The sequence below is a fragment of the Aeoliella fuhlenseeensis genome (genome assembly GCF_052161615.1).
Taxonomy (GTDB): Bacteria; Planctomycetota; Planctomycetia; order Pirellulales; family Lacipirellulaceae; genus Aeoliella.
The window spans coordinates 4,153,880-4,171,951 of the sequence record NZ_CP197417.1; the positions used below are offsets into that span (position 1 = coordinate 4,153,880).

Annotated in this window: 14 protein-coding genes; 8 read left to right on the plus strand and 6 right to left on the minus strand. The window is 59.1% G+C overall.

Annotated features, from left to right (window positions below):
* Positions 1 to 86 precede the first annotated feature (86 nt).
* Positions 87 to 1,010 (plus strand): hydroxypyruvate isomerase family protein, encoded by a 924-nt coding sequence (locus tag SH292x_RS16240; RefSeq protein WP_442482057.1) that lies wholly within the window; start codon positions 87 to 89, stop codon positions 1,008 to 1,010.
* A gap of 345 nt (positions 1,011 to 1,355) precedes the next feature.
* On the plus strand, positions 1,356 to 2,270 hold the full coding sequence (locus SH292x_RS16245; RefSeq protein ID WP_442482058.1) for a family 43 glycosylhydrolase: 915 nt from the start codon (positions 1,356 to 1,358) through the stop codon (positions 2,268 to 2,270).
* A gap of 17 nt (positions 2,271 to 2,287) precedes the next feature.
* On the opposite strand, the gene SH292x_RS16250 is transcribed toward SH292x_RS16245, so the two are convergent.
* Together SH292x_RS16250 and SH292x_RS16255 are read right to left on the minus strand one after the other, a co-directional pair.
* A complete protein-coding gene (locus SH292x_RS16250) occupies positions 2,288 to 3,577 on the minus strand; it encodes a Gfo/Idh/MocA family protein (RefSeq protein ID WP_442482059.1) in 1,290 nt (429 codons plus the stop codon).
* Between the two features lie 53 nt (positions 3,578 to 3,630).
* Entirely contained in the window at positions 3,631 to 4,488 is an 858-nt protein-coding gene (locus tag SH292x_RS16255; protein ID WP_442482060.1) for a phytanoyl-CoA dioxygenase family protein, read from the minus strand.
* A gap of 165 nt (positions 4,489 to 4,653) precedes the next feature.
* Between SH292x_RS16255 and SH292x_RS16260 the strand changes: the two genes are divergently transcribed.
* Together SH292x_RS16260 and SH292x_RS16265 are read left to right on the plus strand one after the other, a co-directional pair.
* Positions 4,654 to 5,568, plus strand: coding sequence for a helix-turn-helix domain-containing protein (locus SH292x_RS16260; RefSeq protein ID WP_442482061.1), 915 nt, complete (start codon positions 4,654 to 4,656; stop codon positions 5,566 to 5,568).
* 53 nt (positions 5,569 to 5,621) lie between these two features.
* Positions 5,622 to 6,047, plus strand: a complete 426-nt coding sequence (locus SH292x_RS16265; RefSeq protein WP_442482062.1) for a hypothetical protein — start codon at positions 5,622 to 5,624, stop codon at positions 6,045 to 6,047.
* A gap of 300 nt (positions 6,048 to 6,347) precedes the next feature.
* On the opposite strand, the gene SH292x_RS16270 is transcribed toward SH292x_RS16265, so the two are convergent.
* Together SH292x_RS16270 and SH292x_RS16275 are read right to left on the minus strand one after the other, a co-directional pair.
* Positions 6,348 to 7,826: a family 16 glycoside hydrolase gene (locus SH292x_RS16270; protein ID WP_442482063.1), complete on the minus strand. Its 1,479-nt coding sequence runs from the start codon at positions 7,824 to 7,826 to the stop codon at positions 6,348 to 6,350.
* A 125-nt stretch (positions 7,827 to 7,951) separates the two neighbouring features.
* Positions 7,952 to 8,629, minus strand: coding sequence for a 3-keto-disaccharide hydrolase (locus SH292x_RS16275; protein ID WP_442482064.1), 678 nt, complete (start codon positions 8,627 to 8,629; stop codon positions 7,952 to 7,954).
* A 321-nt stretch (positions 8,630 to 8,950) separates the two neighbouring features.
* On the opposite strand from SH292x_RS16275, the gene SH292x_RS16280 reads away from it, so the two are divergent.
* Positions 8,951 to 10,789, plus strand: coding sequence for a 30S ribosomal protein S1 (locus SH292x_RS16280; RefSeq protein WP_442482065.1), 1,839 nt, complete (start codon positions 8,951 to 8,953; stop codon positions 10,787 to 10,789).
* Between the two features lie 274 nt (positions 10,790 to 11,063).
* Positions 11,064 to 11,951 (plus strand): sigma-70 family RNA polymerase sigma factor, encoded by an 888-nt coding sequence (locus SH292x_RS16285; RefSeq protein WP_442482066.1) that lies wholly within the window; start codon positions 11,064 to 11,066, stop codon positions 11,949 to 11,951.
* Positions 11,952 to 12,059: 108 nt separating this feature from the next.
* Here SH292x_RS16285 and SH292x_RS16290 read toward each other — a convergent pair whose 3' ends face one another.
* Entirely contained in the window at positions 12,060 to 13,178 is a 1,119-nt protein-coding gene (locus tag SH292x_RS16290) for an exo-alpha-sialidase (RefSeq protein ID WP_442482067.1), read from the minus strand.
* 375 nt (positions 13,179 to 13,553) lie between these two features.
* On the opposite strand from SH292x_RS16290, the gene SH292x_RS16295 reads away from it, so the two are divergent.
* On the plus strand, positions 13,554 to 14,057 hold the full coding sequence (locus SH292x_RS16295; RefSeq protein WP_442482068.1) for a hypothetical protein: 504 nt from the start codon (positions 13,554 to 13,556) through the stop codon (positions 14,055 to 14,057).
* A 32-nt stretch (positions 14,058 to 14,089) separates the two neighbouring features.
* Positions 14,090 to 14,365, plus strand: a complete 276-nt coding sequence (locus SH292x_RS16300) for a hypothetical protein (protein WP_442482069.1) — start codon at positions 14,090 to 14,092, stop codon at positions 14,363 to 14,365.
* 188 nt (positions 14,366 to 14,553) lie between these two features.
* Here the strand turns inward: SH292x_RS16300 and SH292x_RS16305 are convergent, their stop codons facing one another.
* Entirely contained in the window at positions 14,554 to 17,721 is a 3,168-nt protein-coding gene (locus SH292x_RS16305; protein ID WP_442482070.1) for a POTRA domain-containing protein, read from the minus strand.
* Between the last annotated feature and the right edge of the window lie 351 nt (positions 17,722 to 18,072).

Here is an 18,072-nt window from a genome sequence, read left to right on the forward strand (position 1 = left end):
TTTACAAGACATTACATCGCAAATCGCGCGGATTTTGGTTAGAATGTGCGTTCGGCCTCCACGAACTCACACCCAGGACGCAGGCGATGAAACGACGCGATTTTCTCACCACCACGGCAGCCACCCTCACTGTCGGAGCCATCGCCGGCCAACCCGCACTCGCTCAAGATGCTGCCCCCTCGAGCGACGAGGTGAAGAAGTTCCATCTGAAGTACGCCCCGCACTTCGGCATGTTCCGTAACCTTGCCGGTGGCGACAAGATCGACCAACTGAACTTCGCAGCCGACCAGGGCTTCACGGCCTGGGAACACAACGGCATGAAGGGCGAGTCGGTCGACACGCAAAACAAGATTGCCAAGACCATGGAGGATCGCGGCATGACCATGGGCGTGTTCGTCGCGCACGGCGAATTCGGCTCCAAGGCGTTTGTGACTCAAGATAAGGACGCCCGCGCGAAGGTGGTGCAGGACATCAAGGACAGTGTCGAAGTAGCCAAACGAGTGAACGCCAAATGGATGACCGTGGTCCCCGACGCCTACGTTAACGACATGGAGTGGGGCTACCAGACGGCCAATTGCATCGACCTGCTCCGCGAATGCGCCGAAGTGCTCGAGCCGCATAACATGGTGATGGTACTCGAACCCCTAAACTGGTGGCGCGATCATCCAGGGTTGTTCTTGCACAAGATCCCCCAGGCGTACGAAATCTGCCGAGCTGTCGACAGCCCAAGTTGCAAGATCCTGTTCGACATCTACCATCAGCAGATCCAGGAAGGGAATCTCATTCCCAACATCGACATGGCCTGGAGCGAAATCGGTTACTTCCAGTGCGGCGACAATCCAGGCCGCAACGAACCCGGCACGGGCGAAATCAACTATCGCAACGTCTTCAAGCATATTCACGACAAAGGCTTCGAAGGCGTCATGGGCATGGAGCACGGCAACAGCCGCGGTGGCAAAGAGGGCGATCAGGCGGTGATCGACGCCTATCGCGCCGCGGACAACTTCTAAGCTCGTTCGTCCTCTACTTCGCGTACATACCGCACTGAGGCCTTGGCTGCCCCGGCGCGAGCGGTAGCGCCTGGGCGCGGGTCAGTTCTGAAAAACGCACAGCAAAATACCGCTCACACGGAACTTTTGCGCGTTTTCCGGCTTTCTGGCCGCTTTTGGCTCCACGTTGGCTGACAAATCCCCCCTAATACGTGGGTGCAGGGGTTACTCGACTTCCACGTCGGCGACAGTCCACCCCTGCCTCTCACCCGCCCCGACTGCTTGAGAGGTCCTGCCGTGAAATTCCCACCGATGAATCAGTCGTTCCGTAAACTATTGAGAACGGCCCTGCTTATTTCAACTGCTATGGCCGTAGATGCCGGGGCAGCGCCTGCCGGGAGGGTGTTGATGCCGGTGATCGATGGCGAATGGACTCAAATCACCGGCGATCCGGACCTAGGCAAGTACACCACCGAGGAACAGCAGCCCGTTGATTTCGCGGTATGGCAAGCTGCGAATGGCAAGTGGCAACTGTGGTCGTGCATTCGTAGAACCAATTGCGGTGGCCGGACACGTTTGTTCTATCGCTGGGAGTCGGATGAGCTGACTGCCCCCGACTGGAAGCCGATGGGCATCGCGATGGAAGCCGACCCCAAGCTCGGTGAGAAGCAGGGCGGACTTCAGGCGCCGCATGTTGTGAAGCACAACGGCAAGTACCACATGTTCTACGGCGACTGGAACAATATCTGCCATGCCGTGAGCGACGACGGAGTGACCTTCGAACGAGTAGTTCAGCCCAACGGCAAGACGGGGATGTTCAGCGAACAAACCCGCGAATCCAACACCCGCGACATCATGATGTTAGATGTCGATGGCGTTTGGCACGGTTACTACACGGCGCATCCGAACGAGCAAGGCAGCGTCTACGTCCGCACTACCAGGGATTTCAAGGACTGGAGCGATTCAACGAACATCGCCTTTGGTGGCGAAGCCGGCACGGGGCCGTACACGGCTGAGTGCCCTGTCGTCGCAGAGCGAGATGGTCGCTACTATTTGTTTCGCACGCAGAAGTACGGCCCTGAAAGCATCACCCGCGTTTATGTATCCGACGATCCACAGATGTTTGGTATCAACCAAGACCATCGGCATCTGGTGACCTCTCTACCGGTGGGGGCACCGGAGATCGTGACTCATGACGGGGAAGACTACATCGTCGCCACGAATCTCGACCTCAAGGGTCTGCGAATTGCCAAGCTAAAGTGGGTCGAGGAGAAACCGTAGTTCGCCTCACGCCCCCGTTATGAAAGCGTCCACGGACTCCGCATCTCCGGCACGAGTTGCGCCATTACGTCGGCATCGGGGGAGGTTTCGGTCGCTGGGTCCCACTCGAATGGCTTGCCAAGTCGCATTGCGATGTTGGTCAACTGGCAAGCGGTGGCCGTGTGATGGCCCGCATTGGCGGGGGCGACCACTTTTCCGTCGCCTCGGATCGCCCGGAGCCACGTCTCGCGATGCGTGGCGTTGGGATCGACTTGCGGTGCGTCGAGGCCAGCCAGCAACTCTGGTCGATTGGGCGTGAGGGCACAGCCATGGATGGCGATCTCCAGTTGCCCCTCGGTTCCTTGCAGCACGACGCCGCGTGGGCCTTCGTTGTTGCCCCGCATGATCATCCCGTTGGGGTACTCGTTCTCGAATTCGAACGTGATGAAGGCGTCGTAAAAATTGCCGGCGGGTGGCTTGCCGTTTGCCTTCACCTTCGTGGGGCCGGTATCATCGAGTCCCAGAACGTAGTGGGCCATGTCGATCACGTGGGCACCGCGGTCGGTGATTTCGCCGCCGCCGTAGTGGCTATCGAACCGCCACCAGAAGTGCGAACGGGCCGTGTTGTACGGCACCACCGGCGTGTGGCCGAGCCAGAAGTCGTAGTCGAGCGACTTCGGTGGCTCGCTGTTGGGAGGGGGGCTCGTGAAGTTCTCGACCTGCTGTAAATGAGGGTCGGAATTCGGTAAGCGAATCACCACCGTTTTCACTTCACCCAGTCGGCCTTCAAGAAACGCCTGCCGGGCGATGCTCGCGCCGCGGTTCGACCGCTCGTGGCTGCCCGTTTGCAATACCACACCGGCCTTGGCCACGGCATCGGCGATCGCGCGGCTCTCGCCGATGGAGTTCGCTAGAGGCTTCTCGCAGTAAACATGTTTGCCCGCGTTTGCCGCTGCTACAGACACCAGCGCGTGCCAGTGGTCGGGCGTAGCGACCACTACCGCGTCGATATCGTCACGGCCAATCACTTCGCGGAAGTCCCCCGTCGCCGCGGCGCTAGGGACCATCTGCTTGGCCTTCTCCAGGTGCGAACTGTCGACGTCACAGACCGCGACCACGGCCACGTCGGGCCGCTGGCGGAACCAGTCGAGATGCATCGAGCCCATGCCTCCTGTGCCGACAAAGCCGAGGTTCAGCTTGTCATTCGCCGCGTTGCCTTGGGCTCGGCCGGTGCTGGAAAGCAGCAACCAACCACCAGCCGCCAGCGAACTCCGCCGAGCAAACTCGCGGCGATCGATGGCCGCTGTCGAATTACGAATCTGTGACATGAAAGCTCCACCTGATTAATGAGAAGACACTCAATCTCACAAGCTGCGATAAGCTACTGCACCTTCAGCGCCTCGAGGTGCGTGGTCCATTGAATCTTGTCGTTGTGCGAGTGCGTGAAGCCAATGCTTCGCTCGTACTCCACCAGATCACGGCCGCGAAAAGCAACAATATACGTCCGACGCCAGCGGTCCGAATCGTTGCCGGGCGAACCGTGGACGATCCGCTCGTTGTGCACACTCACGCTGCCGCGAGGCACGGGAATCGACACGCGCACGTCTTCCGGGTCTAGCTGAATCGCGAGCGTGTGCGACTCTTCACGTTCGCCCGTGACGCTGCTGCTACGCAGCATTGGTCGGTGCGGGCGAAGTTGCGGCTCCAAATGCGAGCCTGGCACGACTTGCAGGCAGCCGTTATCGTCACGTGCATCGTCGAGCGCCAAGCTGCACGTGGCGGTCAGCGTGTCGAACTGTGGCGTCGACGGCCAGTAGCCCAGGTCTTGATGCCAGGCGAATTGTGCCCCGCCCTTTCGCGGACGTTTGGCGAGGAACTGATCGTAGTCGAGCTCAATCGCTTCGCCGAGCAACTGCTGTGAGATCGACCGGGCACGGCGTTCGTAGATATTGTCAACCAACTCTGGCCGGTACACGCGCGGCACCACAGCATTGACGATCTGAAAATCTTCGAACGCCCGCGTGTAGGGACCACTCATGTCGCAGAAGTCGCGATTCATGCCGAGCACTTCCCCTCGCATGAACTGGTCGTAGATCACTTCGATCGGCGCGAGTTCTTCCTCGGTAATGACGTCGTCGAGCACGACGTAGCCATCGGTGTGGAAGGCCTCGATCTGATCGGGAGTAAGAATGTACTGATCGCCCTGACGGCCCACGCCTGCTGCGGTTTGCAAAGCCACTTCGAAACTCCTCGCTTCCTAAGTCAAAACAGCGGGACGCCCCCGCCTGTGCCTCCTCAAGATATCCTGGTCTAGAAGTCGCCTCTCCGCCAAAGCGGTCAACAACCGATACTTTTCGATCACTTTCGGGAGCCGCAAACCGCAGGATCTGGTAGAATCGCGATAATGGCCGTCTACCGAGAAGTCATCGAAACACCCGGCGATCAGTCGTTCCGGCTGCTGCACTGGCGAGAATCGCTCGCCGAAGTGCTACTGTGCGAGGGAGCCAACACCGAGGTGCCCATGGTTGGCCGGGGCGATCACTGGCACGCCCATGGGCCCGTGGAGCTGACGTTCATTCGATCGGGGAGTGGCACACGCTTCATCGGCGATCACATTGGCAGCATCTCGCCTCCGGAACTGGTGTTGCTCGGCGCGAACTTGCCCCACTACTGGAGTGGGCTCCGGCCCTCGTCCGGCATCGCCGTGCAGTTGAGCTTGTCTCCAAGTAGCACGCTTACGCAACTGAGCGAAGCGAAGGAACTCGCAACGTTGTGGGAACAAAGTTGCCGCGGGCTATTGTTTCCGCGAAGCACGGCTTTGCGTGCTGGCGAACAACTCGACGCGATGCTTCACGCACCGCCGCTGAAGCGGCTTGCAATACTGCTGGATATCTTCGGCGAACTTGTCAATGAGAGCGGCGACGCCACGCTGTTGTGCGATCAAGTTTACGCTTTGAGCCCCCGCGGCCGGCACCAGGAGAAAGTATCGCACGCCATCGAGATCCTGCTCGCCGACTTTGCCCACGAACTGTCCGTTGACGACATTGCGGACGCCGTGGAATTGCCGTCGGTCACGCTCAGCCGCTACTTTCGCCGGTACACGGGGCGAAGCCTCATCGAATTCCTCAACGAAGTACGCATCGACCAAGCCCGCCGCATGCTGCTGGAATCTGAGGAGCCAATCGGCACGATCGCGCTCGCCGTGGGGTTTGGCAACTTGTCGCATTTCAATCGCCAGTTTCGCAAAAAGACAGGCTATGCGCCTCGCGATTACCGCAAATCTCGCGTGACGCCGACCTCGGCGATCGCTAACTTGTAAGAGGTGTCGGGCGACCAGCTATCGGCAACTGTCCTGCAAACGGAGATTCGATCATGCAACGCTTCGCTATTCGTTGGATTGCCCTTGTGACTCTCTCGACGATCGTCCCCTGTATCGCGAGGGCTGCCGATGTTCGCGACGACTACGAACTGACGATGGCAGTCGCCGAAGTGGCGCTCGATGGCGAGCGAATGTTCGTGGGTAAGGACTTCGCAGGCAAGTTTGCCGATGGCTTCTACACCGACCCACGTCCAATGACGCGTGCCAAGTCGTTCTGGTCCAACGGTGTGTGGGCGAAGGTCGACCGCGATGACAATGGTCACTACGAAACGCTATTCGTCATGCGCGACGGACGGCTTGTGTACTTTGGCTCGATCGGCCCGAAGGGGCAAATCGTGAACACTGCTTTCGAGTTCGCGGATTATCTGGGGGCGAGGTTTGACCGGATCGATATGGCGAAGGTAGTGAGCAGCCGGTAGTTCGTTTTGTCGCACGACGCTAAGCCAGCCGAACGCCCGCTCGGAATATACCTATGTCATCACGAATTGTGTTAAGCAACGAGCAGCTCCAACAATGGCATGACGCCAATGGCTATATCCAAATCGTTGACGCGGCGGGAAACGAACTTGCCAGCGTTTTGAAGCCGCCATCTCCGGAAATAATCACCCTCGCTCTGCAGCGAAGTCAATCCGCCGGCCCTTGGCGCACAACGGACGAGGTATTCCGGCACCTCGCATCATTGGGCTGAGACCATCGCAAAATGACCGGGCATTAATTCCTCACCTCGCCGCTCGCTTCGCGATTTCATTCTCCTTCGCATCCAGCTCCGGATTCGGCGTGGCGTCGGCGTCGACTTGCTTGCTGAGCCAGCGGATGCCGCCGAGCAGCGACTCTTGGTAAAGCGGGTTTTCCCACACGTCTTCGCGGTGGCCCATGCTCATGTGCATCACGCGGGCGTTGCCGTACTCTTTGACCCACAGCACCGGCACGTGGTACGGCTTCTTGAGGTCGGTCTTTTCCATGTCGAGGCTCATCAGCACGCGGACTTTCTCGGGCTGCCAATGATTGAACTGGTAAATCTCGTCCTTTAGCGTGATCTCTTCGCCAAACGGCGCGGATGCCGGGTGGTTGGAATCCTGGACCTTCACGGTGACCGTCGAGTCGGCGCCCCACGGATGCCCATCGAAGCTGCCGCCGATCATGTCCCAGTACGGCTCGTAGTCCATGAAGGTGTCGGTGGCCGAGTGGACGCCAAGGAACGCGTGACCTTCTTCCTTGAGCCAGGTGTTGAGGAACCAGTCCATCGTTTCTTCCGAGATCGGCAGCTTCTGGTTCTTGTCGTACATCTTGCCGGTGGTGAAGAACATGACGATGTCGTAGTTCTTAATCAGCTCGGGCTTGAACTCCTTCTCGACGTCCTTGGTGCAATCGACGCGGAACAACCCGCTCTTGATGCCCAGTTCGGTCATGATCTTTTCGGTATGCGACAGATCGCTCGTCTTGCGCTGAATGGTTGAATGCTGAAAACCCCCGCTCTGCGTCACTAGCAGAATCCGCAGCGGACGATCGGCCTTGGCTGATGCATCGCTGGCGATGGGTCGAATGCGAATGTTGCGATACCAGACGGGGTGATCGTGTTCCTGTAGGACAATGTGACCTTTGGGGCTCTTGGCGAAACCTTTCCAGGCGTTGAACTTCGAACCAGCAACGCGTTTGTTCCAGTCGTCGCTACCAATTTCGGCCTCGACCACCTTCTCGCCGTTGAGCCAATGCTCAAGGTGTCCGCCATTGAGAATGATGCGGCCCTTGTTCCACTCGCCGGCGGGCTTGGTCGCGTCTTTCGTAGCGGGATAAAGGGCATACAGCGAACCCGCGGCCGTTTGATCGGTGGGTTTGAGATTCCAGCCCGGATTATCGAGCACTTGGTACTCGGGGCCGGTTGTGTACGGGGGCTCGGCGGTTTCCTGGACGCGGTAGATTACGCCGCTATTGCCACCGTCGGCGATCTTCCATTCGAACTCCAGCTCAAAGTCGTCGAACTGCTCTTTGGTCGCCAGGTCGGTTGTCTTCTTGGTCCGGGCGAGTGTGCCGTCTTCGATCGCCCAGCCATCGGGCACCGAGCTGTCTTTCGCTCCGTAACCCTTCCATGCGTCGAGCGAAGTGCCATCGAACAGCACCTGCCAATCGCTCTCCGCCGAAGCGACACCCGCGAGGGCAACGAACAGACAACCAACTACCGCCAGTCGAGCGAGTTTCATGGAGAGTACCCCTGAAGCAATGGGCCGAAACGGTGGCCTGAAAGAATGGATCGTAAAAAAACCTCAGAGCCGGAAGCACATCAAGGCTCCGGCTCTGAGGCGTGTTGTTAACAACCTAAGAACAATCAGTCCTCAAGCGGCTTGACCATGATGTTCTTGTAGTGAACTTCGCTACCAGGATCGTGGCCCTGCAGGGCGAACGTGCCCGAGCTGATCAGGCGACCCTTGAAGCCATCGGGACGCTCGACGTCGTCCGGCTCGGTGTAGTCGGTGGTGACTTCGCCGTTGACCTTGATGATGACGTGCTTGCCCTTGACGATCACTTCTTGGGTGAACCACTCGTTGTCCTTGTGAGGAGCGGTGTCCAACACGTCGTCCACGGCGTACAGACCGCCGGTCTTCTTGTTATCGCTCTGGGTGGCGTTCACCTGGACTTCGTAACCCTTCTCGGGCCAGCCGCCCTCTTGGTACTTGGTGTGGAAGTACATGCCCGAGTTGGCCTTGGGCTTGGTCATGACGTCGCACTTCCATTGGAAGTTCTTAAAGTCGTGGTCTTCGACATCGCCCACGTAGAACAGGTGAGCCACGGGGCCCTTCACCACGATGGCGCCGTCCTTAACGCTGAACGTGTCGGCGTTCTCGCCCACCTTCCAACCTTCGAGGTCCTTGCCATTGAAAAGGCTGATCCAGCCTTCTTCTTCGCCTTCGGGGGCATCCTCAGCCAGCAACTGGCCGCCCAGCAGGACGGCAGCCACCAGCGCCACAGCCGCGCCAGCCCAAGGTTTCCAGTTGACGTTACGCATCGCAATCGACTCCTAAATCTGAGAAAATGGGGTATCCGCGGGCAGAAAGTGGATTGTAACTGGCCGGGGGTGGCATGTCACGCTGCGGAGGGATTCGCCCCCCTAGCTTGCCGAAATCCCCCCGAGCCCAAGTTGCTCAGCCCCGCCGATTTTGGTAGGATTGCGGGCTTATCGAAATGCCGCAGACTTGGTCCGTGAGTGTCACTGGCCCGGCGTTTGGATGGAACCCCTTTTTCTTAAGTTGGCGGCAACTGTTTCCTTGCCCCTAGCGTGGGCCCTCTGCCCCGCTCCCCCTCGCCAGTTCCGCCAAGTGGGTAATTCATGGTCAACCGTAATTTAATTCGTGAGTTTGATGTTTCGGAAGAAGAGTGGAACGAAGACATCGGCATTGGGCTGATGGAAGAGTTGCCGCCAGAGATGCTCGAAGATGATGTCGACATCTCGCCCGAACAAATCGTCGAGGGCAGGATTGTCCGCGTCGACGACGAGTACGTGATCGTCGACGTCGGTTACAAGAGCGAGGGCATGGTTCCCCGCAGCGAGTGGGAAGAGGACGAAGAAACAGGCGACGCAGCTGATCCCCCCCCAGAGATCGGTCAGACCGTCCGCGTGCTGGTCGAAGACATCGAGGATGTCGTCGGTCGCCAGGACGATCGCGGCATGATTGTGCTGTCCAAGCGCAAGGCCGAGAAGATCGAAAAGTGGATCGCCGTGATGGAGAAGGTCCACGAGGGCGACGTCGTGTCGGGCCTTGTGGAGCGGAAGATCAAGGGTGGTTTGCTGGTGAACATCGGCGTCAACGTGTTCCTGCCAGCCAGCCAAGTCGACATTCGCCGTCCGCACGACATTGGCGAGTACATCGGTCAGACCATCGACTGCATGGTGCTGAAGATCGACGAAACCCGCCGCAACATCGTGGTGAGCCGCCGCAGCCTGATCGAGGCCGAGCGTGCCAAGAAGAAGACCGAACTGCTCAAGGAGCTGGAAGTCAAGCAAGTCCGCAAGGGTATCGTCAAGAACCTGGCCGACTTCGGCGCTTTCGTCGACCTGGGCGGCATCGACGGTCTGCTGCACATCACCGACATGAGCTGGGGTCGTATCAACCACCCGTCGGAGATGGTGAAGATCGACGACGAAATCGAGGTGATGATTCTCAATATCGATTACGAGAAAGAGAAGATCGCCCTGGGCCTCAAGCAAAAGCAGGCCAGCCCGTGGGACAACGTCGCCACCAAGTACCCTGTTGGCTCGAAGGTCAAGGGTCACGTGGTCAACGTCATGAGCTACGGTGCGTTCGTCAAGCTCGAAGATGGTATCGAAGGTTTGGTGCACATCAGCGAGATGTCGTGGACCAAGCGTATCAACCACCCCAGCGAGCTGGTACAGATCGACGACGAAGTCGAAGTGGTGGTGCTGGGCATCAACGAGGAAAAGCAAGAAATCTCCCTCGGCATGAAGCAAACCCAGTCCAACCCCTGGGACAAGGTCATCGAACGCTACCCGACCGGTGCGATGGTCAAGGGCAAGGTTCGCAACCTCACCAACTACGGTGCCTTCATCGAAATCGAAGAGGGCATCGACGGCCTGCTGCACGTCAGCGACATGTCGTGGACCCGTAAGATTGGTCATCCGAGCGAAGTGGTCGAGAAGGGCCAAGAGGTCGAGTGCAAGGTGCTGTCGGTCGACCAAGAGCGTCGCCGCATCGCCCTGGGCCTCAAGCAACTGGACGAAGATCCTTGGGCCACCGACATTCCGGACCGCTACCAACCTGGTCAGCTCGTCACCGGCAAGGTCACCAAGATCACCAACTTCGGCGTGTTCGTCGGATTGGAAGATGGCCTCGAGGGCTTGCTGCACATCTCGGAACTCGCGGACCACAAGGTCGAGAACCCCTCGGACCTGGTCAACGTTGGCGACGAGATCGAAGTCAAGGTTCTGCGTGTCGACATCGACGATCGCAAGATCGGCCTCTCGCGCAAGCGTGTCGAATGGGCCGAGCAGGACGAGATCGAAGCCGAGGCCGCCGAGAACCGTTCGTCGGATGGCAAGGAACTGAAGGGTGGTATCGGAGGTGGCTCCGGTCCGCTGTTCAAGTCCGCCAGCGACGAAGCGGCTGAAGCCGACGCCGAAGCCGAACCTGCGGCAAAGACCGAAGAGTAGTCACAGCTACTACAACTGCAACCTCAAGCAGCGGTGCGAATCATCGATTCGCACCGCTGCTTTCTTTTTGGGCAGCGTGATTAGCAAACTGGCTCGATGTTACAACTGGAACATCCCGCGCACCCTACGTGGTTGGTATCGCTTTGCAGATCGCAAGCAGGAGGGGTCGATACTCTTTCTATCCTCGCCCTCCCGTACATGTGCACGCCTGCCGCCGCCCTCCCCAACCTGAGCGGCAGCGCGTGCATTTAGACACCTATCGATCCGTACCGCCATGCCAACGACCAAGAAGCGCAAAGCCAGCTCGTCGGTTCAGACACCGCTGGAAACCTACCTGCGCGAAATCAACGAAACCGCCCTCCTGAGCGCCAAGGAGGAGAAGGAACTGGCCGTACGCATTGGCGAGGGCGACGTCTCCGCCCGCGATCGCATGGTGCGTGCTAACCTCCGCCTCGTGGTGAATATCGCCCGCGGCTACTCGGGCAAAGGCCTGAGCTTGCAAGACTTGATCGAAGAGGGCAACCTCGGCTTGCTGCGTGCTGTAGAAGGGTTCGACCCCGCGATGGGCACCCGCTTCAGCACCTACGCCAGCTACTGGATCAAGCAATCGATCAAGCGTGCCTTGATCAACACCGGCAAGACCATCCGCATCCCGGCGTACATGGTCGAGCTGTTAAGCAAATGGCGTCGCGCCACCGCGCGGCTCACCGAGGAACTCGACCGCACTCCCACTCCTGAAGAGATTGCCCGAGTCCTTGGCCTGCCAAAGAAGAAGCTGCCGATCATCAAGAAGGCGATCAAGATCTACAACGCCACGCCGCAGACCGACCAGGCAGAAGCCGGTTGGAGCCTGGGCGACTTGGTGATGGACGAGCGTCAGCGGACACCGGACGACACGCTCATTGAAACAGACAGCCTGTTTCACGTGATGCAGATGCTCAAGACCATGGACCCCCGCGAAGCGACCGTACTCAAAATGCGGTTCGGCCTCGAGGGTCATGAGCCGAAGACCCTCAAGGAAATCGGCGAGCTGCTGAACCTCACCCGCGAGCGCGTGCGGCAGATCGAAACCGAAGCCCTGAAGAAAATGGCCGCCGGTCTCGAAGATTCCCACGAGCGACGAATCCTATTCGGTGTCATCTCGCCCGATGATAATGAGTAATCGCTTGGGTTCGCCGCTCGCCTAGGTAACTCCCCACGTAGTATCCGATAAGGCGCGTACAATCGACGCAAGCAGTTCGAAGCCCGGTGCACTCCGGGGCATGTGGGTTTACTGTGGCGTCGTACTGGCGTTGAGAACCCCGGACACATCGACCTTCGACACTTCGATCCAGTCGCGCGTTCGACTATAGACGACATACAAGACTCCGTCGCGAAAGAGAGCTCCCGGGTATTCCCACCCTGGCCGGTCCTCGCTTTTGAACTCGGACCACCAGACCGGTTCAATATGCTCCCACCTCACGAGGTAGTTGTCGTTGAAGGCCCAGCCATCGCGGCTTCGAGCCAAGACGAGTTCCATGCGGCTACCGGGCACTGGGTTTAGCACGCACCACACGGAGCCATCGGGGAATCGACCAAATTCCTTATTGCCTGGGCTATCGGGAAACTGAGGCTGTTGGCGAAGCGCGTCCCAGGATTTACCGTCGTCGAGGCTGTAGGTGTGCCAGATGCGGGGGCCGCATCGAATGGTGCCGTGCAGCACTCCATCCGGACCTTCATAACCGCCAGGTTCACCGACGTCAGGGCACCCTCCCGCGTCCACACGATTGAGTGACCACCCTGACAGACCGGTGGGGTCGGAGGTGATGGGAAATTGTGGTTGTCCCTGCCCAATGCCCCACGCCATCCGCCGACCATCGGTTAGGCGATCAAATCGCTTATTGCTGGACGTCACCAGGATCGACTCGTCAATACTTTCGAGCGACTCGGCAGGAATTCGTTCCCACTTATCGCCGTCCACGGTCTTGAATACGAGGCCCCCTCCCCACAAGTAGAGAGCGTCCTCTGTCTTATTCCAAGCGCGGGGAATCATGTCTTCCCAGCCGGCGGGCTGCACGGCCGGCGTCCAATTTTCTCCGTCGACGGAAGTCGACAGCAAGCCTCCCTGCGGTGACGTGGCCTCACTTTGCGGCGACGTATTCCACGCGACGTAGAAGCGGCCTTTCCAGAATTCAATCAACGCATTGTGATGATACGTATTATCTCCATCGCCGACGGGGCGATGTATGACGTGGCGTGTCGAGGGAAGCTTGGGCAGGTCCGCGACTTCATCTGGGAGCTCGAGGACAAGTTCGTCCTTTGCCGGGGCATGCCGCTTGCCGGTGTCGGCCAACACTCCCGCAGCCAGCGCCAGTGGTACCAGACAGATAGACACAATCCGCATATTCATTAAATCGACTCCAAACGAAACATCTGTATGCAAGTGGGCGTGATCTCCCCCCCGCGCAAGAACTGCCAATCGATTCCTAAGCAAGTGCGCCCGGGCACGCAAAACGGGGGAAATTAAGGGTAAAACTCCCCCACACGATGGGTTCGACTCTAGCCGACCACCGAAACCCCTGGGATGCAATCGTTGACCAAAAACGCGTCTTTTTGCGTCTGGAGCTCGCAGCGGTACTTCGACATCGGCCTTGGGTGCGACCTACAGCTCAATTGCATAGCTCACTAAGGCCGCCAATTAGCCTATTTTCCTTGACGGTCAAGAATTTTGCTGCCTAGCATGGAGGAAGAGAACTTCCGAGTCCGACCTGAGAGATAGGCAACCATGCCTCGACTTATCGCCATCGTTACGCTCGCACTGCTATCGCTGGGTGCATCGACCGACGCACTTGCCCAAGGCTACCAGCGTTATCGCGGCAGCACCGCGCCCATGCACGGTGGCGGCGGACCTGGTAGCGGTGGTGGTTGGAATGGAGGAGGTGGTGGGGGCGGTTGGTCGAACGGACACGGCCGGCCACAGTATCCGCCGTACCAACAGCACGGACGTTACAAGCAACCGGAATACTCCGCTCAAATGTCGGGCGGACAATTCCAACGACCTTATCCTTATCACCTGGACTACTACCGCATGAAGTGGGGCGGCAGTTACGAGCCCTACTTCGGAAACCTATACGGACCACCCAACGTGGTACTCGGCTGGCCGGGCGTTTATGGCGGACCAGGCTGGGTCAATCAATGGGGCAATCAACAGTGGGGACCGCCATGGGAAAGTCCGATGGGCATCGGACCCGCGCCGGTCGAAGTTCCCATGGTCGAACCGGTTCCCTAAAGCGAACAACTCATCAAGCAAGGAAGCTTCGAATGAAACATCTACTTCTCACCGCCGCGATCATCGCGGTAACTTGCGCGAGCACCGACGCAGCGCAGCCCAGAAAGCCAGAACCTAAGAGACCCGCGCCCGTTCGGCAGGTTGTGTGCACCGAGCCGTTCTCATACGCCGATAGCCCGACGTATCCCGTCTATCACGGTCCGAGTCCCTTCCGCTGGGGCTACTTCGGCGCCGAGTACCAACCACCAGCCGCTGTGATGTACCGCGACTTCGCCTACGGCCACCGCGAATTCCAGTACCGCCGCTAAGCGTTTATGCAACTCGTAGCCGGACTCGCAAGAGTTCGGGCGTACCAATACGCCGGAAGACTGTGTGTGAGCCGGGTCGTCCCCGACCCCGGAAACTCAACCGTCGTAGACGCATTCCACTAGCGAACACTTTGCACATCCGGGGTCGAGGACGACCCGGCTCGCTACCAAGCATTCCCCCTTCTCGTTTATCGCAGGAAGCCGATGCTGAAGCTGAAGACCTGCGTGTCGTCGGTGTCGGCCTTGACCACTGGGTAAGCAAAGTCGAGCGCGATTGGCGCCGGGCCCATCGCGGGCACGGTGATTCGCAGACCCATACCGGGCGACACGCGGAACGTGTCGATCTGCACGCCGGGCTCGACGGTACCAAAGTCGCAGAACGCGACGCCGTGTAGCATGTCGTCCGCCGTGAGCGGGAACATGTACTCCACGGAGTTAATCCAGCTGAACTCACCACCGACCTGCACGCCTTGCGACACGGGCGACGCACCGCGGAAGTCGAAGCCACGCAAGCTAGAGAAACCACCGGCAAAGAAGTGGTCGTAGATAGGCGTATTGCTGCCGGTGTAGTCGACGGCTGTGGTCATGCTCACGACGTGGCGACCCGAGTGGTCGGCACGCTCGCGAACCAGGAAGTACTTCTTGAAGTCGACACCAACGCGGGGATAATCGAACGTGCCAATGACCTGCTCGCCGTACACTTCGAAGTAGTGACCCTGAGTCGCGAGGAACGCATTGTCACGCGTGTCGTTGATCACCGCCAGGCGGAAACCATGGAGCACGTTGTTGCCGAGCACTTCGGCAAGCTGCGGTTCCGAGGGATTCGAGGGGTTGGTGACCTTCACGTTCTCACCGCGGTAGGTGAGGTTGGTCGATACGTCGCTCTGCACCCACTGATAACCCAGACCGATACGCCCACCAACGCGTTGTTCGTCCCAGTCGATGTAACGGCGATCAAAGTACGAACCTGACAGCGTCAAGCTGATCGGTGTTCCCATCAAGAACGGTTCCTGGAAGCTGGCCAAGTAGCGCTGGACTTCCGAACCAGGCGCGGCTTCAAGTCGCATACGCTGGCCTGCACCACGCCAGGCGGTGCCATCAACCACGTCTTGCCAACTCGTCGGCAGGCGGCGCCAGTCGAAGTTTCGCTCGTCGAGCAAGATCTGACCGACCACACCGGCGTTGGAGTTCACGCCGACGCCCACCAGGAAGCGGCCCGTTTGGGTTTCCTCAAGATCGACGAACACGTCCACGGCTGGCTGCACACCACCGGGCATACCATTCACGCCGGGGACGATTTGTTCTTGCACGGGATAGGGTAAGATCGCCGGCGAGGGTGCCAGTTGCGCACCCGGCGCTACCTGCGTCCCCGGCGGCAACTGCGTGCCGGGAGGTAGCGTGGTGGTGGGCATGGGAGGCGGAGGAATTTCGTTGGTGTACGCCCCGAACTGCGCGGGGCGAACGTTCGGATCGTTGATCGGTGCCGGCTGCCCGTAGGGCGCGGAAGCGGCCTTCGCCACTTGGCCCGACATGTTTGGCGCCACTGCCACCGCATCGCGGGGGGTCGGCGTACTACCAGAAGTCCAACCTATGGAAGGATCCTGACCACGAACTACCGACTCGTTCTCGCCGCCGCCATTGAACTGGAGCTCGGGCTTCGGCTGATAGGGATTCGTTGAATTGATTCGAAGGTTCTGATAAGCCGAATTGTTTGCGGGCTCCTCCGCGACGTAGTCATCAATCGGAGGCTTGCGAACCGAGTACGCCGACGGAGTCGTGGGCATCGGGGGTGCTGCTTGAGTCGTTACCGGCGCAGGTTGCACTGGTGGTGCCACAGGCTGCATGTTCGGATCGAACTCCAACATCACGTCCATGTCCGAGTCGCTCACTGCGGGCGCGTTCGGACGTTCCACCTCGTAGATGCCCGGCTGGCCGGCGACTGGCACCAGATTGGCCGGCTCTTCGGGACTTTGTCCGCGCGACACTGGCTGCGTGCTGGCGGTGAGGATGTCCTCTTCCACTTCGGGAATCTTGAACGTGATCTTGGGATAGACGTTCCGTGTTGCATCGGCGTGGAACAAGCTACTTGCTTGGAGCCGACGCTCGCTGGCCCGAACTTCGCGAATGTCCATGATCTGGCCCGGCTTGATCGACAAGCGATTGAGCGCGGTAGTGATCTTTGTGTGCGGACTCTCGCCGCCAATGTTCACGAAAATGCGACCGACGCGAAACTGCTTTCCTTCATCGACGGTGTAAACCAAGTCGACTTTACCCGGCTCGTCGAGATAGCGAACGTCGGCCTTGATGTCGGCAAACACGTACCCGCGGCTACCGTAAAGTTCCTTGAGCCATTCGACATCGCCACTCAGTTTGTCGCGTTCGAACGTCTGAGCCGCTTGCAGCTTGAGACCAGCTTGCAGGTCCTCGGTTGCAAACAGTTCGTTGCCCATCAGCGAGATGTTGCGAACGCTCGACTGCGGGCCTTCGCTGACAATCCAGCGAATCGTCGCCCAACTGTCGTCATCATTCCACTCGACGATGGGGCTCACACTGGCTTGAAAGAATCCGAAACGGCGGTAGTAATCGGTGAGGGCCATCTTGTCCCCCTCGATACCCTGCTCGTCGTGATAACCTTTAAAAACATACGCAAAACCCGGCTTCGTTTTGATCTTGGTCTTGAGCTGGCCATCGGTTGCGAACGAGTTGCCTTCGAACTCCACAGCCCACACTTTCTGCTGCGGCCCTTCATTGATCGCAAACACCACGCCACGATCGTCGGCCTTCGAACCTTCCACTACTTGCACCTGGACGCGGCCGAAACCGTTGTCCTTGTACAACTGCACGACACGACTACGACCCTCTTCCACCTGGTAGGGACTCAGCGCGGCACCCTCGACTAGGCCCGTTTCTTTAGCAAGCTTCTTGTCCTTGATCGACTTGTTGCCAAGGTATTCGATGTAACGAATCGTGGGCCGTTCGACCACTTTGAAGATCACCACCAACCCTTGGTCAGTGCGATCGGTGTACGTTTCGACGTTCACAAACCACGGCAACGCAAAAAGCTTCTTCACATCGCGCTGCACAAGCTGCGGGTCGTACGGCCGACCGATGCGAGTCTGCAACTGCGATAGCACCTTGCTTTGGGGCACCGTCCGTGCTCCCTCGACACGAATATCTGCGACGATGTCTTCCGTGGCAGAGTTCGAGGGGCCGGTCGTAGGGTTGCTGGGCTTGTTGTCTTTGCCAAACAGACTGCCTGCGAGATCGCGGGCACTCATGCTCTGGGCATTCGCGGCGGACTGCAAACCGAGCAAGGTCATCGCCACCAGCGCAAACTTCTTCGCAATGCGATTCATTCGCGAGCGCCCAGGCAGGAGATTTGGTTGGTGGTGATCTAGCATTCGAAAAGACTCGTCCGGAGGAGTTACGCTTCTGTGCGGGGCAGAAATCGTCGGCTAGGCACAGCCAGGCAATCGCTGCCGCCCTACAGGGCCGGGAAGGGATACCTGAATCGCCGACGGCCGGCAAGGCCGCTCCGCCACTCGGGCCCGGCAAACGCCGTATTTGACGGATTGCAACCACGCCGTAAGCTGCTAGCACACCGCCACTTGGGGCGATTTCGACCGCGCCGAGCGGCACTCTACCTTGCCCAGATCGCCTTGGCATGCGAAAGTCATAACTTAGTCAGTGCTTGCAGACGGCCAGCT